Source organism: Paraburkholderia sp. TE9906, from assembly GCF_056279605.1.
The window spans coordinates 41,182-61,440 of record NZ_JBWCCT010000004.1 but is presented as its reverse complement, the minus strand read 5'-3'; the positions used below and the strand labels follow the sequence as shown (position 1 = coordinate 61,440).

Below are 20,259 nucleotides of genomic sequence, written 5' to 3'. Positions count from 1 at the left end.
GAATGAGAACAACGAGTCGCCTGATCGTCGCTACGCTGATCGCCGGTTCGCTGGCCATGTCGGGTTGCGCGAGCAACAGCAGTTCTCCAAACGTCTTCACGGCGTCGCAGGCGCAGCGCGAACAGACGGTCCGCATGGGCACGGTCGACAGCGTGCGCGCAGTACGCATCAGCTCGAACAACGGCCAGCCGAGCGGCTTGGGCGCGGTCGGTGGCGGCGCCCTGGGCGCTTTGGCCGGCAGCACGATCGGCGGCGGCCGCGGCTCGGTCGCCACGGGCATCATCGGCGGCATAGGCGGTGCAGTTGCCGGCAATGCGATTGAAAACAGCGTCGCGATGCGCGACGGCGTCGAGATCACCGTGCGGCTCGACAATGGCGACATGCGTGCCATCACGCAAACCACCACCGGCGAAATCTTCCGCGCCGGCGACCGCGTGCGGCTTCTCTCCAGCGGCGGCGTTACGCGCGTCACGCACTAACTCAAGCTTTCCCTCTCGCGCGGCCGGCTGACACGCCACCGCGACGACCTCAGACGCATGCCCTCCCCTGTGCATGCGTCTTTTTTCGCCTCCAGCTTTTCCCTCCGAGCCCCTTTCAGCCGATCCTCCATCGATCGCGAACGGGCTCGTCAAAACGCCGGGCAAAAAAAATCCCGCCGCCGGAAACCGGCAACGGGACCCTGACCGAGTAGCGCTCATCACAGCTTAAGCGCCACTCGATCATCGGACACATCGTGCGACGTGCCGAAGTATTTCTACTGCTTATCGACTGCTTACGGACGGCTGCCCGTCGGGAACGGCCATGCCGCTGCCGGGTTCAGCGCGGTCTTCACCGTCGCCGCCGGTGCGCTCGAGACAGAAGTCGCTGCGGGTGCAGGCGCTGCCTTCTTGGCGACAGCCTTCTTCGCAGGAGCAGCCTTCTTCGCAGGAGCAGCCGCCTTCTTCGCAGCAGCCTTCTTGGCAGGCGCAGCCTTTTTAGCGGCAGCCTTTTTCGCGGGCGCAGCCTTTTTAGCAGCAGCCTTTTTCGCGGGCGCAGCCTTCTTCGCAGCAGCCTTCTTGGCCGGTGCAGCCTTCTTCGCTGCGGCCTTCTTCGCCGGTGCTGCCTTCTTCGCTGCAACCTTCTTCACTGCGGCTTTCTTCGCCGGTGCAGCCTTCTTGGCCGGTGCTGCCTTCTTTGCCGCGACCTTCTTCACAGCAACTTTCTTCGCTGCGACTTTCTTGGCTGCAACCTTCTTGGCCGGCGCAGCTTTCTTCGCTGCAACCTTCTTCGCCGGTGCTGCCTTCTTCGCTGCAACCTTCTTCACTGCGACTTTCTTGGCAGCGACTTTCTTTGCCGGCGCAGCTTTCTTAGCCGGAGCAGCCTTCTTTGCTGCGACCTTCTTCGCTGCGGGTTTCTTAGCGGCGGCTTTCTTTGCAGTTGCCATCATTTTCTCCTTCAGGTTTTCAGATGAGAGTCAGTTCAAACTACACCCTTCGTCAAAACCCGCTTCCCGCGGACGCTTCTCAGGGCGCGCGCTACGAAGCGGGCTATTCATCGGCGTACGCAGGTGCCGCGCGCTTACGCTAATGAATGCGGTAAGGCGCGCCGTGCCACAAGGCACCGCGCGCCAGATCTGGTCGGCGTTCAAGCGGAACGCCGGCAATTGCTTGATCGAGCCGCTGGCGGCGTCGCCAGCGGCTTTTTCCGGGGGGAAGTCTGCCCATCCCACTGAAGGGTTCGCAAAGTGCCTGTCATGTTTGTGGGCCGCTAAGGCACCGGGCACGCTTTGCATCAGGCGGTTCTGCTCCTAACCAAATTTGCCGCGGCCGAAGCCGGCGGCATCCCCATCGATGAATGCATCTGCGACACGAACCCGGATCACTCCCAGGTCAGCGCGCCGCCCGTTTGATATTCGATCACTCGCGTCTCGAAGAAGTTGCGTTCCTTCTTCAGGTCGATCATCTCGCTCATCCACGGGAACGGGTTTTCCTCGTTCGGGTACAGCGGATCGAGACCGATCTGCTGGCAACGGCGGTTGCAGATGAAGCGCAGATAGCTCTTGAACATCGACGCATTGAGGCCGAGCACCCCGCGCGGCATCGTGTCTTCTGCGTAACGATATTCAAGTTCGACGGCCTGCTGGAAGATCTCGCGGATTTCCGCGCGGAACTCAGCCGTCCAGAGTTGCGGGTTTTCGAGTTTGATCTGGTTGATCAGGTCGATGCCGAAGTTGCAGTGCATCGACTCGTCGCGCAGGATGTACTGGTATTGCTCCGCCGCGCCGGTCATCTTGTTCTGACGGCCAAGCGCCAGGATTTGTGTAAAGCCGACGTAGAAGAACAGGCCTTCCATCACACAGGCGAACACGATCAGCGAGCGCAGCAGAGTCTGGTCTGTCTCGAGCGTGCCGGTCTTGAAGCCCGGATCGGTCAGCACGTTGATGTACGGAATCAGGAATTCGTCTTTCGCGCGGATCGAGGTGACCTCGTGATACGCGTTGAAGATTTCGCCTTCGTCGAGGCCCAGCGATTCGACGATGTACTGGTAAGCGTGCGTGTGGATCGCCTCTTCGAACGCCTGGCGCAGCAGGAACTGGCGGCATTCGGGCGCCGTGATGTGGCGGTAGGTGCCCAGCACGATGTTGTTGGCGGCCAGCGAGTCGGCCGTCACGAAGAAGCCCAGGTTGCGCTTGACGATGCGGCGCTCGTCTTCCGTCAGACCGTTCGGGTCTTTCCACAAGGCGATGTCGCGCGACATGTTCACTTCTTGCGGCATCCAGTGGTTGGCGCAACCAGCCAGATACTTTTCCCAGGCCCACTTGTACTTGAACGGCACCAACTGATTGACGTCGGTCTGGCCGTTGATGATGCGCTTGTCGGCGACATTGACCCGCGCTTCCGAAACGGCAGCCGCGCCGGAAGCGTGAGCGACGGGAGCGACAGCGATGTCGTTCGCGAACACGTCTTGAGCCGAGGGAGCATGAGGAGCGGAACGCGTTCCGACTTGCGAACCGACAGCCGGTCCCGCTGCGTTGCGCAACGCATTCTGTTGCGCGCCGCTCGAGGGAGTTACGGCAGTGATCTCGTCATCCCAGTTGAGCATAAATGTCACCATCAATTTAGAACGGTTTGTACCATCTTTTCACGAGCGATAAAAGAGTTCGCTTGCGAAAAATCCTGTTTTCGATTCGCGTTGCTACGTTCATACAACACTTTGTTCAACAGACTGTGTATGACGCTTCGAGTGAAGCGTGTTGAACGCGTGTCGTCGACGTGCTTCGCGAGCTCGAAGAGCAACGTGTCGAAGCGACATTTCGCTGCTCTATCTATCTGTATCGCGGAGTGTGTTTGCAGCGTCTTGCGCTTGCCGACTGCTTGCTGACTGCTTGCTGACTGCTGCCTCGCATTGGCCACTTCGTCAGCGTGAGCGAGGTGAAGTTCAATGCCATGTCGAACGATGCATGCGGCCACCTGGTTGAGCGGTCCATCGTTCGAAGCCGTTTGCTGAGCGCGCTGTGCCGCGCGCTTGGCCTGGTGCCGCCGACTGCCGAGCCCCGCTCTGCTGCCAGGTCTCTTGCTTCACGTCTTCAGTTTGCTGCGTCTTCAGTTGCCTGCACTGCTGTCGATGAGCGGCTCGGCTTCGATCGCGTCACCTTCGTTTCACCTGCTTCGGCCACTCGATCGAAACTGGACCGCTCATCGACTTCACTTCTGCCGCACCTCGATCAGGTGCGCGGATCGCTGCATGCGGGTCATCACCTACGACCCGTCAGCAAGCAGCGATCCTGCTGCCTGTCGCGTGCTTACTGACAAGCCTCGCACTCTTCAAAGCCAGGGTCGCCCGGACGCATCATGCACACCGGACCATCTGCTTCCGGCGCCGCTTCCACCGCGACTGCCGGCGCTGCCGCAGCAGCCTGAATGCCGCCCGACGCCGCACCGCCGCTCACGCCGAAGCCGCCCGCTGCGCCACCTGCCGCACCGCCGGAGCCTTCGCCGCCGCCCGAGCTCACCGCGTTCAGCGCGCCGTGCGCCACCGTCGACTTCTCGACGTGCGTCGCCGCCATCGTGCGCAGGTAGTAGGTCGTCTTCAGACCGCGCACCCATGCGAGCTTGTAGATTTCGTCGAGCTTCTTACCCGATGCGCCGCCCATGTAGATGTTCAGCGACTGCGCCTGGTCGATCCACTTCTGACGACGCGAGGCCGCTTCGACGAGCCACACCGGATCGAGTTCGAACGCGGTCGCGTAGATCGCGCGCAGGTCGGCCGGGATACGGTCGATGCGCGAGAGCGTGCCGTCGAAGTACTTCAGGTCGGCGACCATCACTTCGTCCCACAGGCCGCGCGCCTTCAGATCGCGCACCAGGTAGTCGTTGACCACCGTGAATTCGCCCGACAGGTTCGACTTCACATACAGGTTCTGGAACGTCGGTTCGATACAGGCCGACACGCCGATGATGTTCGAGATCGTCGCCGTCGGCGCGATCGCGACGCAGTTCGAGTTGCGCATGCCGTAGGTGGCGATGCGCGAACGCAGTTCGGTCCAGTCCATCGACTCGCTCGAATCGACTTCGACGTAACCGCCGCGCGCGTCGGCGAGCAGCTTCACCGAGTCTTGCGGGAGGATGCCGCGATCCCACAGCGAGCCACGGTAGCTCGAGTAACGGCCGCGCTCCTGCGCCAGTTCGGTCGATGCGTAGTAAGCGTAGTAGCAGACCGCTTCCATCGACGTGTCGGCGAACTGGACCGCCTCTTGCGACGCGTACGGCGTGCGCAGCAGATGCAGGCAGTCCTGGAAGCCCATGATGCCCATGCCGACCGGACGGTGCTTCAGGTTCGAGTTACGGGCCTTGGCGACCGCGTAGTAGTTGATGTCGATCACGTTGTCGAGCATGCGCATCGCCACGCTGACGGTGCGCTTGAGCTTGTCGTGGTCGAGCGCGAGCGTGCCGTCGGCCTGTTCCTTCAGGTGCGCGACGAGGTTCACCGAGCCCAGGTTGCAGACCGCGATTTCCGCGTCGCTGGTGTTCAGCGTGATTTCCGTGCACAGGTTCGACGAGTGGACGACGCCGACGTGCTGTTGCGGCGAGCGCACATTGCACGGATCCTTGAACGTGATCCACGGATGGCCGGTTTCGAACAGCATGCCCAGCATCTTGCGCCACAGTTGCGCCGCCGGAATTCTCTTGAACAGCTTGATCTCGCCGCGAGCGACCTTGTCTTCGTAAGCCGTGTAAGCCGCTTCGAACTCGGCGCCGAACAGGTCGTGCAGGTCCGGGCAGGTGGACGGCGAGAACAGCGTCCAGTCGCCGCCTTCCATCACGCGCTTCATGAACAGGTCGGGAATCCAGTTCGCCGTGTTCATGTCGTGCGTGCGGCGACGGTCGTCACCGGTGTTCTTGCGCAGCTCGAGGAATTCCTCGATGTCGAGGTGCCACGTTTCCAGGTACGCGCACACCGCGCCCTTGCGCTTGCCGCCCTGGTTCACGGCGACCGCCGTGTCGTTGACGACCTTCAGGAACGGCACGACGCCTTGCGACTTGCCGTTGGTGCCCTTGATGTGCGAGCCGAGCGCACGCACACGCGTCCAGTCGTTGCCCAGACCGCCGGCGAACTTCGAGAGGAGCGCGTTTTCCTTCAGCGCTTCGTAGATGCCGTCGAGGTCGTCGTCGACCGTCGTCAGGTAGCACGACGACAGTTGCGAACGGCGCGTGCCCGAGTTGAACAAAGTGGGCGTGGACGACATGAAGTCGAAGCTCGACAGCACGTTGTAGAACTCGATCGCGCGCGCTTCGCGGTCGATCTCGTTCAGCGACAGGCCCATCGCGACACGCATAAAGAATGCCTGCGGCATTTCGATGCGCACGTTGTCGTGATGCAGGAAGTAGCGGTCATACAGCGTTTGCAGACCGAGGTAGCCGAATTGCAGGTCGCGGTTATTGTCGAGCGCGGCGCCGAGGCGCTTCAGGTCGAACTGCAGCAGCTTGTCGTCGAGCAGCTCGGCTTGCACGCCGCGCTTGATGAACTGCGGGAAGTATTCGGCGTAACGCTCGCCCATTTCGGCTTGCGTGACTTCTTCTTCGAGGATCTCGCGGCGGATCGTGTGCAGCAGGATGCGCGCGGTGACCTGGCTGTACGCCGGGTCCTTTTCGATCATCGTGCGCGCAGCGAGAATGGCCGAGTCGTAGACCTGGCTCATCGGCACGCCTTCGTACAGATTCTTCACCGTTTCCGCGATGATCGGGTCGGCGCTCACGGCGTCGCCCAGGTTCGCGCAAGCGGATTCGATGATGCCGCGCAGCGCGACCAGATCGAGCGGACGCGTGACACCGTTGTCGGTGACGTTCAGACCCGGCGCGCTCGCGGCGACCTGCTCGTCGTGACCGCGCGCCTGCGTGCGCTTCTCGCGGTACAGCACGTACGCACGCGCGACGTTATGCTCGCCGCCGCGCATCAGCGCGAGTTCGACCTGATCCTGAATGTCTTCGATATGGAACGTGCCGCCGTTCGGGCGGCTGCGCACGAGCGCGCGCACCACGCTCTGCGTGAGTTGCTCGACCAGTTCGCGCACGCGCGCCGATGCCGCGCCCTGACCACCGTTGACGGCGAGGAACGCCTTCGTCACGGCGATGGCGATCTTCGACGGTTCGAACGACACCACGCTGCCATTGCGACGGATCACCTTGTAGTCGGCGTAGGTCGTCTGCGGCGCGAGCGCCTGGGCGCCTTGTGCCTGGCCAAAGGCCTGGCCAGTCGGTGAACCCTCGTACCGGGTCGTCACGTTGTCGGTGGTTTGCATGTGCAAAGCTCCTGGTCCTGGAAATGTTGCGGCGAGTGCCGCGGATTAAATCGAACGCTGCGCCGCCGCGAGCGGAAGCGCTGAGGGGTAGGAAAAAGACCGGCCGGGCCGGTTGGCGGGATGCGACTGCGATGAAGCCTGGTTCGAATTCGTAACGGTCTTCATCGGATGTGTCGCGATCACTTGCTGTGCCCTTTTCCTGAATGCTTCTGGAGGCGGCCGGCGGTCTCTACCGGTTGCGCCCCAAAGATTTTTTTCGCTGCTGGAAAGCTTGCGGCGCCATGTTCCACCGAACGGGGCGCCGCTGATTTATGCACCGGGTTATCCACACAGTTATGCACACTCGACACAAGATATAGTGTGCAACCGAATCTACGGCACCAAGTATAGTGGAGATTCAAGGCAGGTCAAATCGTTTTATTTGGCCTGTCGGGGTTGACTTTTTGCATCGCGCGTTGCGAAGCCATCTCCCGGAGAACGAGGCTGCGCCTGGCTCTCCTCGCATCACGCGAACTCGCGCGAAGGGGCGTTACCGCGTTTTGGAAAACTTGAGATAGGGGAAGTACTGATCCGCAAGCGCCGTATCTTTTTGCAGCCGCTGCCACTCGAAATACGGCCCTGGATCGGTTTTGCGACCAGGGGCGATGTCAGAGTGACCGGCCAGCGCGTCGACCGGATAGCGTGCCTTCAGCGCGCTCACCAGGGCACCGAGCGTGCGGTATTGCGCCGCTTCGAAGGCAGTGGTGTCACTGCCCTCCAGTTCGATGCCGATCGAGAAATCGTTGCAGCGCTCGCGGCCGAAAAAATTCGACGGCCCCGCGTGCCACGCGCGCTCGTTGCACGACACGAACTGTTCGAGCGCGCCGTCGCGATGAATCACGAAATGCGCCGACACCCGCACGCCGCGCAGGTGCGAGTCGTAGTACGGGTGTGCATCGCAGTCGAGCGTGTTCTGGAACAGTTCGGCGATCGCCGTGCCGCCGAACTCATCGGGCGGCAGGCTGATGTTGTGGACGACGATGAGCGTGGGCACGGCCCCGGCGGGCCGCGCTTCGAAATTCGGCGATGGCAGTTGGCGAGCGGCGGCGACCCAGCCGTCTGCATCGACGGCGAATTCGACGCTCATCGAGCGTCGCGGCCCGAGGGACGCGCGCCGTGACGCTGCGCGTGCGCGGCGCTGCAGAACGGCTGCCCCGCCACCACGACCGAGTCGCTCTTCGGCGCGTGCACGCCGCATTCGACGCAGCGGATCATCGGCTCGGCGAGTTGCGGCGCGGCGCCCGGATGCGCGCCGCCGTTGGCGGCGCCATCCGCACTTCTAGCGCCGGCGCCCTGCGCGCCCGTGCCGGTGCGGCGGGCCGTTTGCGCATCATGACGGCGCACCGCCTTCACCAGCCATTGGCCGACGATGAACAGCAGGATCAGCAAAAAAATTTGTCGCATGGGGACACGCTCACACTACGGCACGGTGCAACAGCACCTCGAAAACAAAACGGCTGCCGACGTACGCCAGCAACAGCGCGACGAACGACGCCAGCACCCAGCGCAATGCCGCACGGCCGCGCCAGCCGGATACCTTGCGCGCGGTCAGCAACGCGCCGAACATCACCCAGGAAAGAATCGCGAAGACGGTCTTGTGATCGAGCCGCAACGCGCGGTCGACCAGTTGCTCGCTGAACAGGATGCCCGATAGGAGCGTGAGCGTCAGCAGCACGAAGCCCGCGCCGATCAATCGGAACAGCAGCTTCTCCAGTGTCAGCAGCGGCGGCAGCGTGTCGAGCCAGCTCGACAGCCAGCCATTGCTCGCGGCGGCCGCGTGCCGCTGCGCGGGGCCGCCGCGCATCGCATGCAGACGCCGCTCGACGAGCAGCATCAGAATGGCGTGCAGCGCCGCGATCGCAAAGAGACCATACGCGATGTTGGCGATCAGGAAGTGCAGCTTGAACATCGGCGCGGCCGAATAGGGCAGCACGCGCACGCCGTTGAAGGCCAGCGGCAACAGCGACGCGACGCACGCGAGCGGCAACACGAGCAGACGCAGGCCATCGAGCGGAAAGAAAAAACTCTCGATCCAGTAGATGCCGGCGCCGAGCCAGAACATCGCCGACAGCGCGAACGCGAAGCCGAACACCATCGCGTTCTGCGGGAAGATGGTGGTATGCAGCAGCACGCCATGGGCGAGCAGCGCGACGAACAGCAGCGCGCGGCCCGGCGTGCTCATGCCCGAAGCGGCCGAAGCGACCGGGACATTCGCGGCAGCGGGCATCGGCGGCACGCTCTCCAGCATGGGACGCGCGGCGGCGTGCCGGTGCGAGCGCCAGCCTGCCACGGCAAGACCGCCATAGAGGAGCGCAGTGAGGGCATACAGTACAATATCCATATTCGAAGTTTACACTAGGCCCCTACTCCGCGACGTCTTCCACGTTGCGTGCTGCGCGGGCCGCACTGTTCATCGCTCCCCATGCTCGACAATCTGACTCAACGGATGGCGCGCGTCGTCAAGACGCTGCGCGGCGAAGCCCGGCTCACCGAGGCGAACACCCAGGAAATGCTGCGCGAAGTTCGCCTGGCGCTCCTCGAGGCCGACGTGGCGCTGCCCGTCGTGCGCGAGTTCATCGCCAAGGTGAAGGAAAAGGCGCTCGGCGAAGAGGTCATCAGCAGTCTGTCGCCGGGTCAGGCGCTGGTCGGCGTGGTGCAGCGCGAGCTGACCGCGATCATCGGCGGCGACTACGAAGGCAAGGCGGTCGAGCTCAATCTCGCCGTCACGCCGCCGGCCGTCATTCTGATGGCGGGTCTGCAGGGCGCGGGTAAGACGACCACGGTCGGCAAGCTCGCCAAGCTGCTGCGCGAGAAGTACAAGAAGAAAGTGCTGACGGTTTCGTGCGACGTCTACCGCCCTGCTGCTATCGCACAGTTGAAGACGGTGACCGAGCAGGTCGGTGCGGATTTCTTCCCGTCGGAACCGGAACAGAAGCCGGTCGACATCGCGCGCGCCGCCGTGGACTGGGCGAGGCGCCACTACCACGACGTGCTGCTGGTGGACACGGCCGGCCGCCTGGGTATCGACGAAGCGATGATGCAGGAAATCGCCGCGCTTCACCGTGAATTGAAGCCGGCGGAAACGCTCTTCGTCGTCGACGCGATGCTCGGCCAGGACGCGGTGAACACCGCCAAGGCGTTCAGCGACGCACTGCCGCTCACCGGCGTGGTCCTCACCAAGCTCGACGGCGACTCGCGCGGTGGCGCGGCGCTCTCCGTGCGCCACGTGACGGGCAAGCCGATCAAGTTCGTCGGTGTCGCCGAAAAACTCGACGGCCTCGAAATCTTCTACCCGGATCGGATGGCGAACCGGATTCTCGGCATGGGCGACATTCTCGCTCTCGTCGAAGAAGCGCAACGTGGCGTGGATGTTCAAGCCGCACAGAAGCTCGCCGACAAGGTCAAGAAAGGCGGCGACTTCGACCTCAACGATTTCCGTGCGCAGCTCACGCAAATGAAGGGCATGGGTGGCCTGTCGTCGCTGATGGACAAACTGCCCGCGCAGTTCCAGCAGGCCGCCGCCGGCGCCGACATGGGCCAAGCCGAAAAGCAGATGCGCCGCATGGAAGGCATCATCAACTCGATGACCCCGCTGGAGCGCGCCAAGCCCGATCTGATCAAGGCTACGCGCAAGCGCCGCATTGCCGCGGGCGCGGGCGTGCAGGTGCAGGAAGTCAACCGCATGCTGAACCAGTACGACCAGATGCGCACGATGATGAAGAAGCTCAAGGGCGGCAATCTGCAGAAGATGATGCGAGGCATGAAGGGCATGTTGCCCGGCATGCGCTAAGCTTTAGCAAAACGATGGGCGCGCGCCACGCCACGTACACGAAGCACGGCGCGCGCGGCTGACGCCAGGCTCGTGCGGGTTTATTCTGTACCGCAGGCCGCCGTTGCCCAAGGGAGCTTCCTGCGGGGCGCTCTCTCACCCTATGTATACAGTTACCGCCCGCCAGACGTCATGAACCGCGAAGAAGCCCTCCATATTTTTAGCCACTCCGAAGAAATCGTTTCGGCCAGCGACGTCAACGCGTCGATCAGCGGCATGGCGGCCGCCATTCGCGACGAGATGAGCGAGGATTTCCCGCTCGTGCTGTCGGTGATGGGTGGCGCCGCGGTGTTCACCGGCATGCTGCTGCCGCACCTCGATTTCCCGCTCGAGTTCGACTACATCCATCTGACTCGCTACCGCAACACCACCAAGGGCGGCAACGAGATGCAGTGGCGCGTCGCGCCGGCCGAGTCGGTGAAGGACCGCGTCGTGCTCGTGCTCGACGATATCCTCGACGAAGGCGAGACGATGGCCGCGATCCGCGACCGCATCCTTGCGATGGGCGCGAAGCGCTTCCTGTCCGCGGTGCTGTGCGAGAAGATCATTCCGAAGGCCAAGCCGCTGCGCCCTGATTACTGCGGCTTCGAAGTGCCGGACCGCTACGTGTTCGGCTGCGGGATGGACGCAAAGGGTTACTGGCGCAACCTGCCGACGATTCGCGCGCTGACAGAAGGGGCTTGATCGAAACCTGTTCGACCGCGCCGCTGCCATGGCGGCATGTGTCGATCCCTGCAAAGAGATGGCGTAAAAAAAGCGGCCCGTGTGCGTGTGGGCCGCTTTTTTTGTTGGTGCGCCAGGAGCGCAATGTGAGCGCACTCAATGCCTTTGCAGAACGGTTCTCGCGCGGCCCCGCTTCACAGGTGCTGCACGAATGAGCGGATGCCGCCGAGCATCATCTCGACCGAGATCGCCACCAGCACGAGACCCATCAGCCGCTCGAAGGCCGCCATCGTGCGCTCGCCGAGCAGGACCTGAATGCGCTCGGCCAGCATCAGCACGATCGCGCAGACGATCATCGTGACGGTCAGCGCGCCGATCCACTCGAACATCTTGCCGGGCGCCTGCGACGTCAGCAGCATGACCGTCGCCAGCGCCGATGGGCCCGCCAGCGCCGGAATCGCGAGCGGCACGATGAGCGGCTCGCCGCCGCGCGCGTCGCCGCCGAACGGACCGTCCGGATGCGGGAACACCATTCTCAGCGCGATCAGAAACAGCACGATCCCGCCGCCGATGCGCAACGACTGGTCGCTCAGGCTCATCATGCGCAAAAAGCCTTGGCCCAGCACCATGAAGATCAGCAGGATCGCGAAGGCGATCGCCACTTCGCGCAGAATGACGACCGTGCGACGCTCGGGCGCCACCCCGCGCAGGCAACTAATGAAGAGCGGAATGTTGCCGAGCGGATCGGTGATCAGGATCAGCAGGACGGTGGCCGAGAGGAAGGTGTACTCCACCGTCCGCTCCGCTTAGCGCGCCAACGCCGCGCGCACTTTCCCGATGACCGTCTGGGCGGCGTCCTCGACCGGCAGCAGCGTCGCTTCGGCATCGCGGCGGCCCTGGTATTCGAGCTTGCCGTCCTTCAGGCCACGGTCGCCGATCACGAGACGATGCGGCACGCCGATCAGCTCCCAGTCGGCGAACATCACGCCGGGGCGCTCACCACGATCGTCGAGAATCACGTCGATGCCCGCTTCGACCAGGGCCGCGTACAGCTTGTCGGCCTGCTCGCGCACGGCCTCGCTGCGGTCATAGCCCATCGGACACAGCACGACTTCGAACGGCGCGATCGACTCCGGCCAGATGATGCCCTTGTCGTCGAAATTCTGTTCGATCGCGGCGCCGAGAATACGCGTGATGCCGATACCGTAGCAGCCCATTTCCATCGGCTGCGGCTTGCCGGTTTCGTCGAGGCAGTTCGCGTTCATCGCTTCCGAATACTTGGTGCCGAGCTGGAACACGTGGCCCACTTCGATACCGCGGCAGATGTCGATCTCGCCCTTGCCGTCCGGCGACGGATCGCCCTTCTTCACGTTGCGGATGTCGGCGACGACCGGCTCCGGCAGATCGCGGCCCCAGTTCACCCCGGCGATGTGGTAATCCACCTCGTTCGCGCCGACCACAAAATCGCTCATGTTCGCGACCGTGCGATCCGCGACAACCTTGACCGGCTTCTTCGTGTTGATCGGACCGAGGTAACCCGGCGGCGTACCGAAAGTTGCAATGATTTCGGCTTCGGTTGCCATGCGGAAGTCGGCCAGACCGGGGAGCTTGCTCGCCTTGATCTCGTTCAGATCGTGATCGCCGCGCAGCATCAGCAGCCAGATGGTCGGCTCGGCACCTTCGTTTTCCGTTGCCAGCACGATCGACTTGATCGTGCGTTCGAGCGGAATGTTCAGCAGTTCGGCGACGGCCTCGCACTTCGCCTTGCCGGGCGTCGCGGTCCTGGTCATGGCTTCGGCGGGCTCGGCGCGTTGCGCGTAGAGCGGCAGCGCTTCGGCCGCTTCGACGTTCGCGGCGAAGTCCGAGGTCGGGCAGTAGGCGATCGCGTCTTCGCCCGTGTCGGCGATCACGTGAAATTCGTGCGAGCCGCTACCGCCGATCGAACCGTTGTCCGCGGCCACCGCGCGGAAGTCCAGACCGAGGCGCGTGAAGATGCGCACGTACGCGTCGTACATCTTGCGATACGACTCGCGCAGACCTTCGGCGTCCTTGTCGAACGAGTACGCGTCTTTCATGATGAACTCGCGGCCGCGCATCACGCCGAAACGCGGACGGATCTCGTCGCGGAACTTCGTCTGGACCTGATAGAAGTTGACCGGCAACTGGCGATAGCTCTTGATCTGGTTGCGCGCGATGTCCGTGACTACTTCTTCGTGCGTCGGGCCGAGCACGAAATCGGACTGCTTGCGGTCTTTAAAGCGCAGCAACTCGGGGCCGTACTTTTCCCAGCGGCCCGATTCCTGCCACAACTCGGCCGGCTGCACCGACGGCATCAGCAATTCAATCCCGCCTGCCCGGTTCATTTCTTCGCGCACGATGGCTTCCACCTTGCGGATCGAACGCAGGCCGACCGGCAGGTAGTTATAGATACCGCCGGCGACGCGGCGGATCATGCCGGCGCGCACCATGAGCTTGTGGCTGACGATTTCGGCGTCGGCGGGAGCTTCTTTCAAAGTGCCGATAAAGAAACGGGAAGCTTTCATTCAGATTATCCAAAAGCGGCGGCTCCGGAGGGACCGCCCGAAAGGTGAAAACGGTGGGGAAATCGATACAGATCCGGCGCTGAGCCAGCACGGTTCGCCTGACACCGGCAACGACGCTGCCCGAGCGCGGCGCCGAAGCCGCGCGCAAAGCTTATGCACAAGGGATAAGGCCCGGAAAGACCGACAGGCTACCGCAAATACGGGGCTTTTGCGGCGATTCGTTCCATTCTGGTGCGATTCGGTGCGTCGGGTCCGTTATCTGTTTATAATCAAAGCAATTTTAAAGGATTCGAAGGTGGTTGTATGCTGGATCGTGAAGGCTTTCGCCCGAACGTCGGCATCATCCTCTTGAACGCGCACAACGAGGTGTTTTGGGGCAAACGGCTCCGTGAACATTCCTGGCAGTTTCCGCAAGGGGGCATCAAGTACGGAGAGACCCCCGTGCAAGCGATGTATCGGGAGTTACACGAAGAAACCGGACTGCTTCCTGAGCACGTCAAGGTGATCGGTCGCACGCGCGACTGGTTGCGTTACGAGGTGCCTGACAAGTTCATCAAGCGCGAAGTACGCGGTCATTACCGCGGCCAGAAGCAAATCTGGTTCTTGCTCCGGATGGTGGGACGCGACTGCGACATCTGCTTGCGCGCCACCGACCACCCTGAGTTCGATGCGTGGCGCTGGAACGAGTACTGGGTGCCGCTCGACTGTGTGATCGAGTTCAAGCGGGATGTGTATCAGTTGGCGCTGACGGAGCTATCCCGTTTCATGCGCCGGGCTGCGCCGCGTGCGGAAAAACCTGGCGGGCACCATGGGCCGCGTTATCCCCGGATAGCGTCGTCGATGGAAAGTCCACCGGATTCCACGGTAATGACGGTGACTTCCATCACCACCGTCAGCGTCGAAACATCGGTTCACGTCACGATCGCGTCCGATTGCGGTCAGGATTCCAGGTCAGCGGCCGAGGTGGGCGCCGATCCGGAACGCCTGGAAGAATCGGCCGACGAAACCGCCGGCTCGCTGTTCCGCCCGGGCGTGCGCAATTAACAACTCTGTGCGGCTGTCCATGCCGCCTCTGCTGGCGCGGCTCCTCGAGCCGCGCCAGTGTTTCGAGGAAACCATATTGAAAGCACTTGCACTCGTCGTGGCGTGTGTCGCCACCGGCGCCCTGCTGGCTGGCTGCTCGAGCGCCAGCAAACCCACCAATAAAGACGACAGCGCGTTTGTCTACCTGCTCGACCGTAAAGGCAACTGGGTTGAAAACCAGGTGGACACCTTGCCGCCGCTGCCGCAAGAGTCGAATCTGCTGCCGTTCGAGGTGTCGGGCAATACACCGCTGCAGTTCGCGATCGACCGGAATTCGCTGAGCGTGGGCACCGACGGCGTGGTGCGCTATACCGTGGTCGTGACGAGCCCAAGCGGCGCTCGCAATGTGAACTACGAAGGAATCCGCTGCGACACTTACGAATGGCGTCTGTATGCGGGCCTGAATGCGGATCATGACGGCTGGGACAGGACGGTCGCCAACGAGTTTTCGCGCATCGAGAACGGCGCGCTGAACGCTTATCACGCGGCGCTGTATCAGGACTATATGTGCGCGAACAAGATGCCTACGGGGAAGGCCGCGCAGATTATCGAAAACATCCGCTACAAGCGTACCGCGACCTCGTTGATTCACTGAAGCGGTGTTCGTAAGCGCGTTTGTTGAATCGTCGTGGACATGAAAAAGCCGTTCCAGCTTTTGCTGGAACGGCTTTTTTATCGGCCGTACACGTCTGCCGGTCAGTAAATCAGACCAGCACCAGATTGTCACGGTGGATCAACTCGGGCTCCAGCATGTAGCCGAGCACCGATTCGATCTCGCCGCTCGGACGCCGTTGAATCAGCTTGGTTTCCGCGCTGCTGTAGTTCGTCAGGCCGCGCGCCACTTCGTGCCCCGCGGGGCTCAGGCAAGCGATCACCTCGCCGCGCGCAAAAGCGCCCTGCACACCGACGATGCCGATAGGCAACAAGCTCTTGCCGCCCGCCGTCAGCTTTTCGACCGCACCATCGTCGATCACCACATGGCCGCGCACCTGCAGATGATCGGCCATCCACTGCTTGCGTGCTGCCATCCGTGCAGTGCGCGCGATCAGCTGCGTACCGATCGCCTCGCCCGACGCCAGCCGCGACAGCACATCCGCTTCGCGTCCGCTCGCGATCACCGTATTCGCGCCGCTGTGAGCCGCGCGCTTCGCAGCGAGAATCTTGGTCAACATGCCGCCGCGACCCAGACTCGAACCCGCGCCGCCGGCCATTGCCTCGAGTTCCGGCGCGCCCGCATCGGCTTGCTGAACGAGCGTGGCGCTCGGGTCCTTGCGAGGGTCGGCGGTGAAGAGACCTTGCTGATCGGTGAGGATGACGAGCGCATCACCTTCGATCAGGTTGGCGACCAGCGCGCCCAGCGTGTCGTTGTCACCGAACTTGATTTCGTCGGTAACGACCGTGTCGTTCTCGTTGATGATCGGCACCACTCCCAGACGCAGCAGCGTGAGCAACGTGGAGCGCGCGTTCAGATAGCGTTCGCGGTCGGCCAGGTCCGCGTGAGTGAGCAGAATCTGCGCGGTCTGGATGGAGTGCTCGGCAAAGCGGCTTTCGTAAACCTGCGCAAGGCCCATTTGACCGACGGCCGCGGCCGCCTGCAATTCGTCGATTTCGCGTGGTCGTTTGGTCCAGCCGAGCCGCTGCATTCCCTCGGCGATGGCCCCCGAACTGACCAGCACCACTTCCTTGCCTTGCGCACGCAGCGCGGCAATCTGCGCGGCCCAGCGGCCGATTGCAGCATGATCGAGGCCCCGCCCGTCGTTCGTGACGAGGCTCGAACCGACTTTCACTACCAATCGCCGTGAATCTGCGATGACGGAACGCATTGTGCGCTGTCTCCCAAGATGACGCATGATGCATGCCGGCAGCCCGCCCAAGCCCGCCGGCGCTCGAGCTTTTTATTACTGCGGGTCGGCGCTGGATTCGTCAGCGCCGGCCGGTGCTTCCGGCTTCTCGCGGAAACGCACGTCGGCGGCGAGATCTTCGGCTTCGGCCGCGCGTTGCGCGTCCGAATGCGCAGCGATGTGATCGAATACCGCGTAGCAGAGATTTTCGCAGCCCTGACCGGTCAGCGCCGAGATTTCGAACACCGGACCATCCCAGCCGAAGCCTTCGAGGAATGCCGAAACCCGCGCTTCGCGCTCGTCTTCGGGCACCATGTCGAGCTTGTTCAGTACCAGCCAGCGCGTTTTCTCGTACAGCAGCTCGTCGTACTTGCGCAGTTCGTTGACGATCGCCTTGGCTTCCGCGACCGGATCGACTGCATCGTCAAACGGTGCGAGGTCGACGATGTGCAGCAGCAAACCAGTGCGTTGCAGGTGACGCAGAAACTGGTGACCGAGACCCGCACCTTCGGCCGCGCCCTCGATCAGACCGGGAATGTCGGCGATGACGAAGCTGCGGCTCGGCCCGACACGCACCACGCCGAGATTCGGCGCGAGCGTGGTGAACGGGTAGTCGGCGATCTTCGGCTTCGCATTCGACACCGACGAGATGAAGGTCGACTTGCCCGCGTTCGGCATGCCGAGCAGGCCGACGTCGGCCAACACCTTCAGTTCAAGGCGCACCATGCGGCGCTCGCCCGGCTTGCCGTCGGTCTTCTGACGCGGCGCGCGGTTCGTACTGGATTTGAAATGCAGATTGCCGAGGCCGCCCGCGCCGCCCTGCGCGATCTGCACGCTCTGGTTGTGCTCGGTCAGATCGGCGATCAGCTCGCCGGTTTCCATGTCGGTAATCGTGGTGCCAACCGGCATGCGCAGCGTGATGTCGTCACCGCCCTTGCCGTAGCAGTCCGCGCCACGGCCATTTTCGCCGTTGCGCGCCAGGTGTTTTTTCGCGTAGCGGTAGTCGATCAGCGTGTTGATGTTGCGGTCTGCGACCGCGATCACACTGCCGCCCCGGCCGCCGTCGCCGCCATCCGGGCCGCCGAACGGAACGAATTTCTCGCGGCGCATCGACGCGCTGCCATCCCCTCCGTCGCCGGCGATGACTTCAATCCTCGCTTCGTCAATGAACTTCATGCGTAACTCCGTCCCGTGGTGTACTGCCAGATGGTGCTGCTAGGTTTGTTGCTATCGGATGCTGCTATTTTGCCGCGCCCGCCGCAGGTTGATCAATCGACCGAACGGCATAGCCGCCTCGTCATGAACGATCGATCTCGCGAATCAGGCGAAAGCGCTGCAATAAAAAAAGCCCCGCTAACTTCGCGGGGCCTTTTTCCGGTCCTGAAGCCCGTGCCTGAGTAAACTCAGACTGCTGCCGGGACGACGTTGACCATGTGCTTCTTCGCTGCGCCTTTCGTCGAGAACTGGACGTGGCCGTCCGTCAGCGCGAACAAGGTGTGATCCTTGCCGATACCGACGTTTTCACCAGCGTGCATACGCGTACCGCGTTGACGCACGATGATGCCACCAGCGTTGATAACCTGGCCGCCGTAAACCTTCACGCCGAGGCGCTTCGATTCAGAGTCGCGGCCGTTGCGGGATGATCCGCCTGCCTTTTTGTGTGCCATTTGATTTGCTCCTTAACCGGTGCGCTTACGCGTTGATCGCGTCGATGCGCAGTTCGGTATAGTTCTGGCGGTGGCCGCCATGCTTCTGGTAGTGCTTCCGGCGACGCATCTTGAAGATGGTCACTTTTGCGTGACGACCTTGCGACACGACGGTAGCCTTGACGGAAGCCCCACTGACCAGCGGCGTACCGAACTTAATCGATTCGCCTTCGCCCACTGCGAGAACCTGGTCGAGCGTGATTTCAGCGTCAATGTCTGCCGGTATCTGTTCTACTTTAAGTTTTTCGCCGACGGCAACTTTATACTGCTTGCCACCGGTTTTTATGACCGCGTACATTGAGAACCTCACTCTGTGTTCATTTTTCCCACGCACCGCGCGCGGAAACCCGTGATTATACATAGAGTTAGCTGCTCGGTCAAAACTCATTGAGAGCCGCCGCGCGCGAAGCCCGGCGCCTTGCCGCACGGGCCCGGCGCGCGGCCCTGAATGTGGCCCCGAGTGCGCCGCGCCGCAGCCAGCGACCCGGAACTGCCGCGATTCGCCTTATAATTCGCGGCACTACCCAATTCAGCCATCATGTCGTCGACTGCCACCCCCTCCTCCAACGCCGCCAGCCTGCTTGCTCCGATTGCCGAAGACATGCAGCAGGTCAATCGCGTCATCCGGCACCGTCTTGCGTCCGACGTGATGCTGATCAACCAGATTTCCGAGTACATCATCAGCGCCGGCGGCAAGCGGCTGCGGCCCGCGCTACTGTTGCTGGTGGCGGGCGCGTTGGGCGAAACCACGGGGCACCGGCATGAGCTGGCGGCGGTCGTCGAATTCATCCACACCGCGACGCTGCTGCACGACGACGTGGTCGACGAATCCGATCTGCGGCGCGGCCGCCAGACCGCCAATGCGCTGTTCGGCAATGCCGCGAGCGTGCTGGTAGGCGACTTCCTGTACTCGCGCTCGTTCCAGATGATGGTCGGCGTGGGCAAGATGCGCGTGATGGAGATTCTGTCGGAGGCGACCAACATCATCTCCGAAGGCGAAGTCCTGCAGCTGCTGAACATGCACGACGCGGACGTCGACGAAGCCCGCTACATGCAGGTGATCCGCTACAAAACCGCCAAGCTGTTCGAAGCCGCAGCGCAGCTCGGCGCGGTGCTGGCCGGTTCGGACGCGAAAACCGAAGCGGCCGCCGCGGAATTCGGCCGCCGCATCGGCACAGCTTTCCAGATCATGGACGACTGGCTCGACTACACCGGCACGGCCGAGTCGATGGGCAAGAACGCCGGCGACGATCTGCGCGAAGGCAAACCCACGCTTCCGCTGATCTATCTGATCGAGCGCGGCACGCCCGAGCAATCGGCACTGGCGCGCGAAGCGATCGAACAAGGCGGCACGGACCGGTTCGACACGATTTTCGAGGCGATCACGCGTTCGGGCGCGCTGGATCACACGCTCGAGTGCGCGAAACAGGAAGCTCAGGCCGCCGCGGCGGCAATTTCTTCATTTCCCAGTTCCATTTTCAAAGATAGCCTGCTAGAATTATGTTCTTACTCGACGGCAAGACAGTCTTGAACGAGACTGAAACGCTTGGTTAGTCCGAATCGAGTTCGCAGTACAAATCGGGGTGTAGCTTAGCCTGGTAGAGCGCTACGTTCGGGACGTAGAGGCCGGAGGTTCGAATCCTCTCACCCCGACCAGATTTGCCTTGTTAGTTCAAGGCTCGAAAAACCGCCGCAGCTTGCTGGGCGGTTTTTTGTTTTGCGCGCGATTTTCCTGCATCCCGCGCGACGCTCGCCGCATATGCGCGCATGAGCACAC

20 protein-coding genes and 1 tRNA gene are annotated in these 20,259 nt (G+C 62.6%); 8 read left to right on the top strand and 13 right to left on the bottom strand.

Features of this window, described 5'->3' with window-relative positions; all coding sequences use genetic code 11:
• Nucleotides 1-2: 2 nt before the first annotated feature.
• Nucleotides 3-479 (top strand): outer membrane lipoprotein, encoded by a 477-nt coding sequence (locus tag ACZ9H4_RS11165; protein WP_168667277.1) that lies wholly within the window; start codon nt 3-5, stop codon nt 477-479.
• 293 nt (nt 480-772) lie between these two features.
• Here the strand turns inward: ACZ9H4_RS11165 and ACZ9H4_RS11160 are convergent, their stop codons facing one another.
• The 3 genes from ACZ9H4_RS11160 to ACZ9H4_RS11150 form a co-directional block, all read right to left on the bottom strand.
• Nucleotides 773-1,423, bottom strand: coding sequence for a histone H1-like DNA-binding protein (locus ACZ9H4_RS11160; RefSeq protein WP_408149792.1), 651 nt, complete (start codon nt 1,421-1,423; stop codon nt 773-775).
• Nucleotides 1,424-1,453: 30 nt separating this feature from the next.
• On the bottom strand, nt 1,454-1,771 hold the full coding sequence (locus ACZ9H4_RS11155) for a hypothetical protein (protein ID WP_121315743.1): 318 nt from the start codon (nt 1,769-1,771) through the stop codon (nt 1,454-1,456).
• An 86-nt stretch (nt 1,772-1,857) separates the two neighbouring features.
• The gene (locus ACZ9H4_RS11150) at nt 1,858-3,081 is read right to left on the bottom strand and encodes a ribonucleotide-diphosphate reductase subunit beta (protein ID WP_121315744.1); all 1,224 of its coding nucleotides are present in this window, start codon (nt 3,079-3,081) and stop codon (nt 1,858-1,860) included.
• Nucleotides 3,082-3,401: 320 nt separating this feature from the next.
• Here ACZ9H4_RS11150 and ACZ9H4_RS11145 point away from each other — a divergent pair, with 320 nt between their 5' ends.
• On the top strand, nt 3,402-3,788 hold the full coding sequence (locus tag ACZ9H4_RS11145) for a hypothetical protein (RefSeq protein WP_476119054.1): 387 nt from the start codon (nt 3,402-3,404) through the stop codon (nt 3,786-3,788).
• Here ACZ9H4_RS11145 and ACZ9H4_RS11140 read toward each other — a convergent pair.
• The 4 genes from ACZ9H4_RS11140 to ACZ9H4_RS11125 all read right to left on the bottom strand — a co-directional run bounded on the left by ACZ9H4_RS11140 (nt 3,782) and on the right by ACZ9H4_RS11125 (nt 9,158).
• Entirely contained in the window at nt 3,782-6,778 is a 2,997-nt protein-coding gene (locus ACZ9H4_RS11140; protein ID WP_476119053.1) for a ribonucleoside-diphosphate reductase subunit alpha, read from the bottom strand. The two genes, ACZ9H4_RS11145 and ACZ9H4_RS11140, sit on opposite strands and share 7 nt — an antisense overlap.
• Before the next feature lie 529 nt (nt 6,779-7,307).
• Nucleotides 7,308-7,904, bottom strand: coding sequence for a 1,6-anhydro-N-acetylmuramyl-L-alanine amidase AmpD (ampD, locus tag ACZ9H4_RS11135; RefSeq protein ID WP_408149797.1), 597 nt, complete (start codon nt 7,902-7,904; stop codon nt 7,308-7,310).
• Entirely contained in the window at nt 7,901-8,221 is a 321-nt protein-coding gene (locus ACZ9H4_RS11130; RefSeq protein WP_408149799.1) for a PP0621 family protein, read from the bottom strand. The genes ampD and ACZ9H4_RS11130 overlap by 4 nt, the downstream gene beginning before the upstream one ends.
• Before the next feature lie 10 nt (nt 8,222-8,231).
• The gene (locus ACZ9H4_RS11125) at nt 8,232-9,158 is read right to left on the bottom strand and encodes a cytochrome C assembly family protein (RefSeq protein ID WP_408149801.1); all 927 of its coding nucleotides are present in this window, start codon (nt 9,156-9,158) and stop codon (nt 8,232-8,234) included.
• A gap of 81 nt (nt 9,159-9,239) precedes the next feature.
• Between ACZ9H4_RS11125 and ffh the strand changes: the two genes are divergently transcribed.
• Both ffh and ACZ9H4_RS11115 read left to right on the top strand, forming a co-directional pair.
• Entirely contained in the window at nt 9,240-10,607 is a 1,368-nt protein-coding gene (gene ffh / locus ACZ9H4_RS11120; RefSeq protein ID WP_476119051.1) for a signal recognition particle protein, read from the top strand.
• A 171-nt stretch (nt 10,608-10,778) separates the two neighbouring features.
• Nucleotides 10,779-11,330 (top strand): hypoxanthine-guanine phosphoribosyltransferase, encoded by a 552-nt coding sequence (locus tag ACZ9H4_RS11115; RefSeq protein WP_042320806.1) that lies wholly within the window; start codon nt 10,779-10,781, stop codon nt 11,328-11,330.
• Nucleotides 11,331-11,503: 173 nt separating this feature from the next.
• Here ACZ9H4_RS11115 and ACZ9H4_RS11110 read toward each other — a convergent pair whose 3' ends face one another.
• Together ACZ9H4_RS11110 and ACZ9H4_RS11105 are read right to left on the bottom strand one after the other, a co-directional pair.
• The gene (locus ACZ9H4_RS11110; protein ID WP_408149805.1) at nt 11,504-12,103 is read right to left on the bottom strand and encodes a MarC family protein; all 600 of its coding nucleotides are present in this window, start codon (nt 12,101-12,103) and stop codon (nt 11,504-11,506) included.
• A 12-nt stretch (nt 12,104-12,115) separates the two neighbouring features.
• Nucleotides 12,116-13,852 (bottom strand): proline--tRNA ligase, encoded by a 1,737-nt coding sequence (locus tag ACZ9H4_RS11105; RefSeq protein ID WP_476119050.1) that lies wholly within the window; start codon nt 13,850-13,852, stop codon nt 12,116-12,118.
• A gap of 303 nt (nt 13,853-14,155) precedes the next feature.
• Here ACZ9H4_RS11105 and ACZ9H4_RS11100 point away from each other — a divergent pair, with 303 nt between their 5' ends.
• Both ACZ9H4_RS11100 and ACZ9H4_RS11095 read left to right on the top strand, forming a co-directional pair.
• Entirely contained in the window at nt 14,156-14,896 is a 741-nt protein-coding gene (locus ACZ9H4_RS11100; RefSeq protein WP_408149809.1) for an RNA pyrophosphohydrolase, read from the top strand.
• A gap of 76 nt (nt 14,897-14,972) precedes the next feature.
• Nucleotides 14,973-15,530: a CNP1-like family protein gene (locus tag ACZ9H4_RS11095; protein WP_408149811.1), complete on the top strand. Its 558-nt coding sequence runs from the start codon at nt 14,973-14,975 to the stop codon at nt 15,528-15,530.
• A gap of 109 nt (nt 15,531-15,639) precedes the next feature.
• Here ACZ9H4_RS11095 and proB read toward each other — a convergent pair whose 3' ends face one another.
• From proB to rplU, 4 genes are all read right to left on the bottom strand, one after another.
• On the bottom strand, nt 15,640-16,758 hold the full coding sequence (gene proB, locus ACZ9H4_RS11090; RefSeq protein WP_042320793.1) for a glutamate 5-kinase: 1,119 nt from the start codon (nt 16,756-16,758) through the stop codon (nt 15,640-15,642).
• A gap of 75 nt (nt 16,759-16,833) precedes the next feature.
• The gene (gene cgtA / locus ACZ9H4_RS11085) at nt 16,834-17,952 is read right to left on the bottom strand and encodes an Obg family GTPase CgtA (RefSeq protein WP_408149813.1); all 1,119 of its coding nucleotides are present in this window, start codon (nt 17,950-17,952) and stop codon (nt 16,834-16,836) included.
• A 227-nt stretch (nt 17,953-18,179) separates the two neighbouring features.
• Nucleotides 18,180-18,443, bottom strand: coding sequence for a 50S ribosomal protein L27 (gene rpmA, locus ACZ9H4_RS11080; RefSeq protein WP_476119048.1), 264 nt, complete (start codon nt 18,441-18,443; stop codon nt 18,180-18,182).
• 25 nt (nt 18,444-18,468) lie between these two features.
• Nucleotides 18,469-18,780 carry a 50S ribosomal protein L21 gene (rplU, locus tag ACZ9H4_RS11075; protein ID WP_007180329.1) on the bottom strand — a complete coding sequence of 104 codons (312 nt, stop codon included), beginning with the start codon at nt 18,778-18,780 and terminating at the stop codon, nt 18,469-18,471.
• 240 nt (nt 18,781-19,020) lie between these two features.
• Between rplU and ACZ9H4_RS11070 the strand changes: the two genes are divergently transcribed.
• Nucleotides 19,021-20,013: a polyprenyl synthetase family protein gene (locus ACZ9H4_RS11070; RefSeq protein ID WP_042320787.1), complete on the top strand. Its 993-nt coding sequence runs from the start codon at nt 19,021-19,023 to the stop codon at nt 20,011-20,013.
• 48 nt (nt 20,014-20,061) lie between these two features.
• Nucleotides 20,062-20,138, top strand: a tRNA-Pro gene (locus tag ACZ9H4_RS11065).
• Nucleotides 20,139-20,259: the final 121 nt, after the last annotated feature.

Coding starts and splice junctions, on each gene's coding strand:
- ACZ9H4_RS11160 (WP_408149792.1), bottom strand. CDS start 1,423: ATGGCAACTGCAAAGAAAGCCGCCGCTAAGAAACCCGCAGCGAAGAAG.
- ffh (WP_476119051.1), top strand. CDS start 9,240: ATGCTCGACAATCTGACTCAACGGATGGCGCGCGTCGTCAAGACGCTG.
- ACZ9H4_RS11070 (WP_042320787.1), top strand. CDS start 19,021: ATGTCGTCGACTGCCACCCCCTCCTCCAACGCCGCCAGCCTGCTTGCT.
- ACZ9H4_RS11100 (WP_408149809.1), top strand. CDS start 14,156: ATGCTGGATCGTGAAGGCTTTCGCCCGAACGTCGGCATCATCCTCTTG.
- ACZ9H4_RS11105 (WP_476119050.1), bottom strand. CDS start 13,852: ATGAAAGCTTCCCGTTTCTTTATCGGCACTTTGAAAGAAGCTCCCGCC.
- ACZ9H4_RS11140 (WP_476119053.1), bottom strand. CDS start 6,778: ATGCAAACCACCGACAACGTGACGACCCGGTACGAGGGTTCACCGACT.
- cgtA (WP_408149813.1), bottom strand. CDS start 17,952: ATGAAGTTCATTGACGAAGCGAGGATTGAAGTCATCGCCGGCGACGGA.
- ACZ9H4_RS11165 (WP_168667277.1), top strand. CDS start 3: ATGAGAACAACGAGTCGCCTGATCGTCGCTACGCTGATCGCCGGTTCG.
- rpmA (WP_476119048.1), bottom strand. CDS start 18,443: ATGGCACACAAAAAGGCAGGCGGATCATCCCGCAACGGCCGCGACTCT.
- rplU (WP_007180329.1), bottom strand. CDS start 18,780: ATGTACGCGGTCATAAAAACCGGTGGCAAGCAGTATAAAGTTGCCGTC.
- ACZ9H4_RS11155 (WP_121315743.1), bottom strand. CDS start 1,771: ATGCAAAGCGTGCCCGGTGCCTTAGCGGCCCACAAACATGACAGGCAC.
- ampD (WP_408149797.1), bottom strand. CDS start 7,904: ATGAGCGTCGAATTCGCCGTCGATGCAGACGGCTGGGTCGCCGCCGCT.
- ACZ9H4_RS11150 (WP_121315744.1), bottom strand. CDS start 3,081: ATGCTCAACTGGGATGACGAGATCACTGCCGTAACTCCCTCGAGCGGC.
- ACZ9H4_RS11125 (WP_408149801.1), bottom strand. CDS start 9,158: ATGGATATTGTACTGTATGCCCTCACTGCGCTCCTCTATGGCGGTCTT.
- proB (WP_042320793.1), bottom strand. CDS start 16,758: ATGCGTTCCGTCATCGCAGATTCACGGCGATTGGTAGTGAAAGTCGGT.
- ACZ9H4_RS11115 (WP_042320806.1), top strand. CDS start 10,779: ATGAACCGCGAAGAAGCCCTCCATATTTTTAGCCACTCCGAAGAAATC.
- ACZ9H4_RS11130 (WP_408149799.1), bottom strand. CDS start 8,221: ATGCGACAAATTTTTTTGCTGATCCTGCTGTTCATCGTCGGCCAATGG.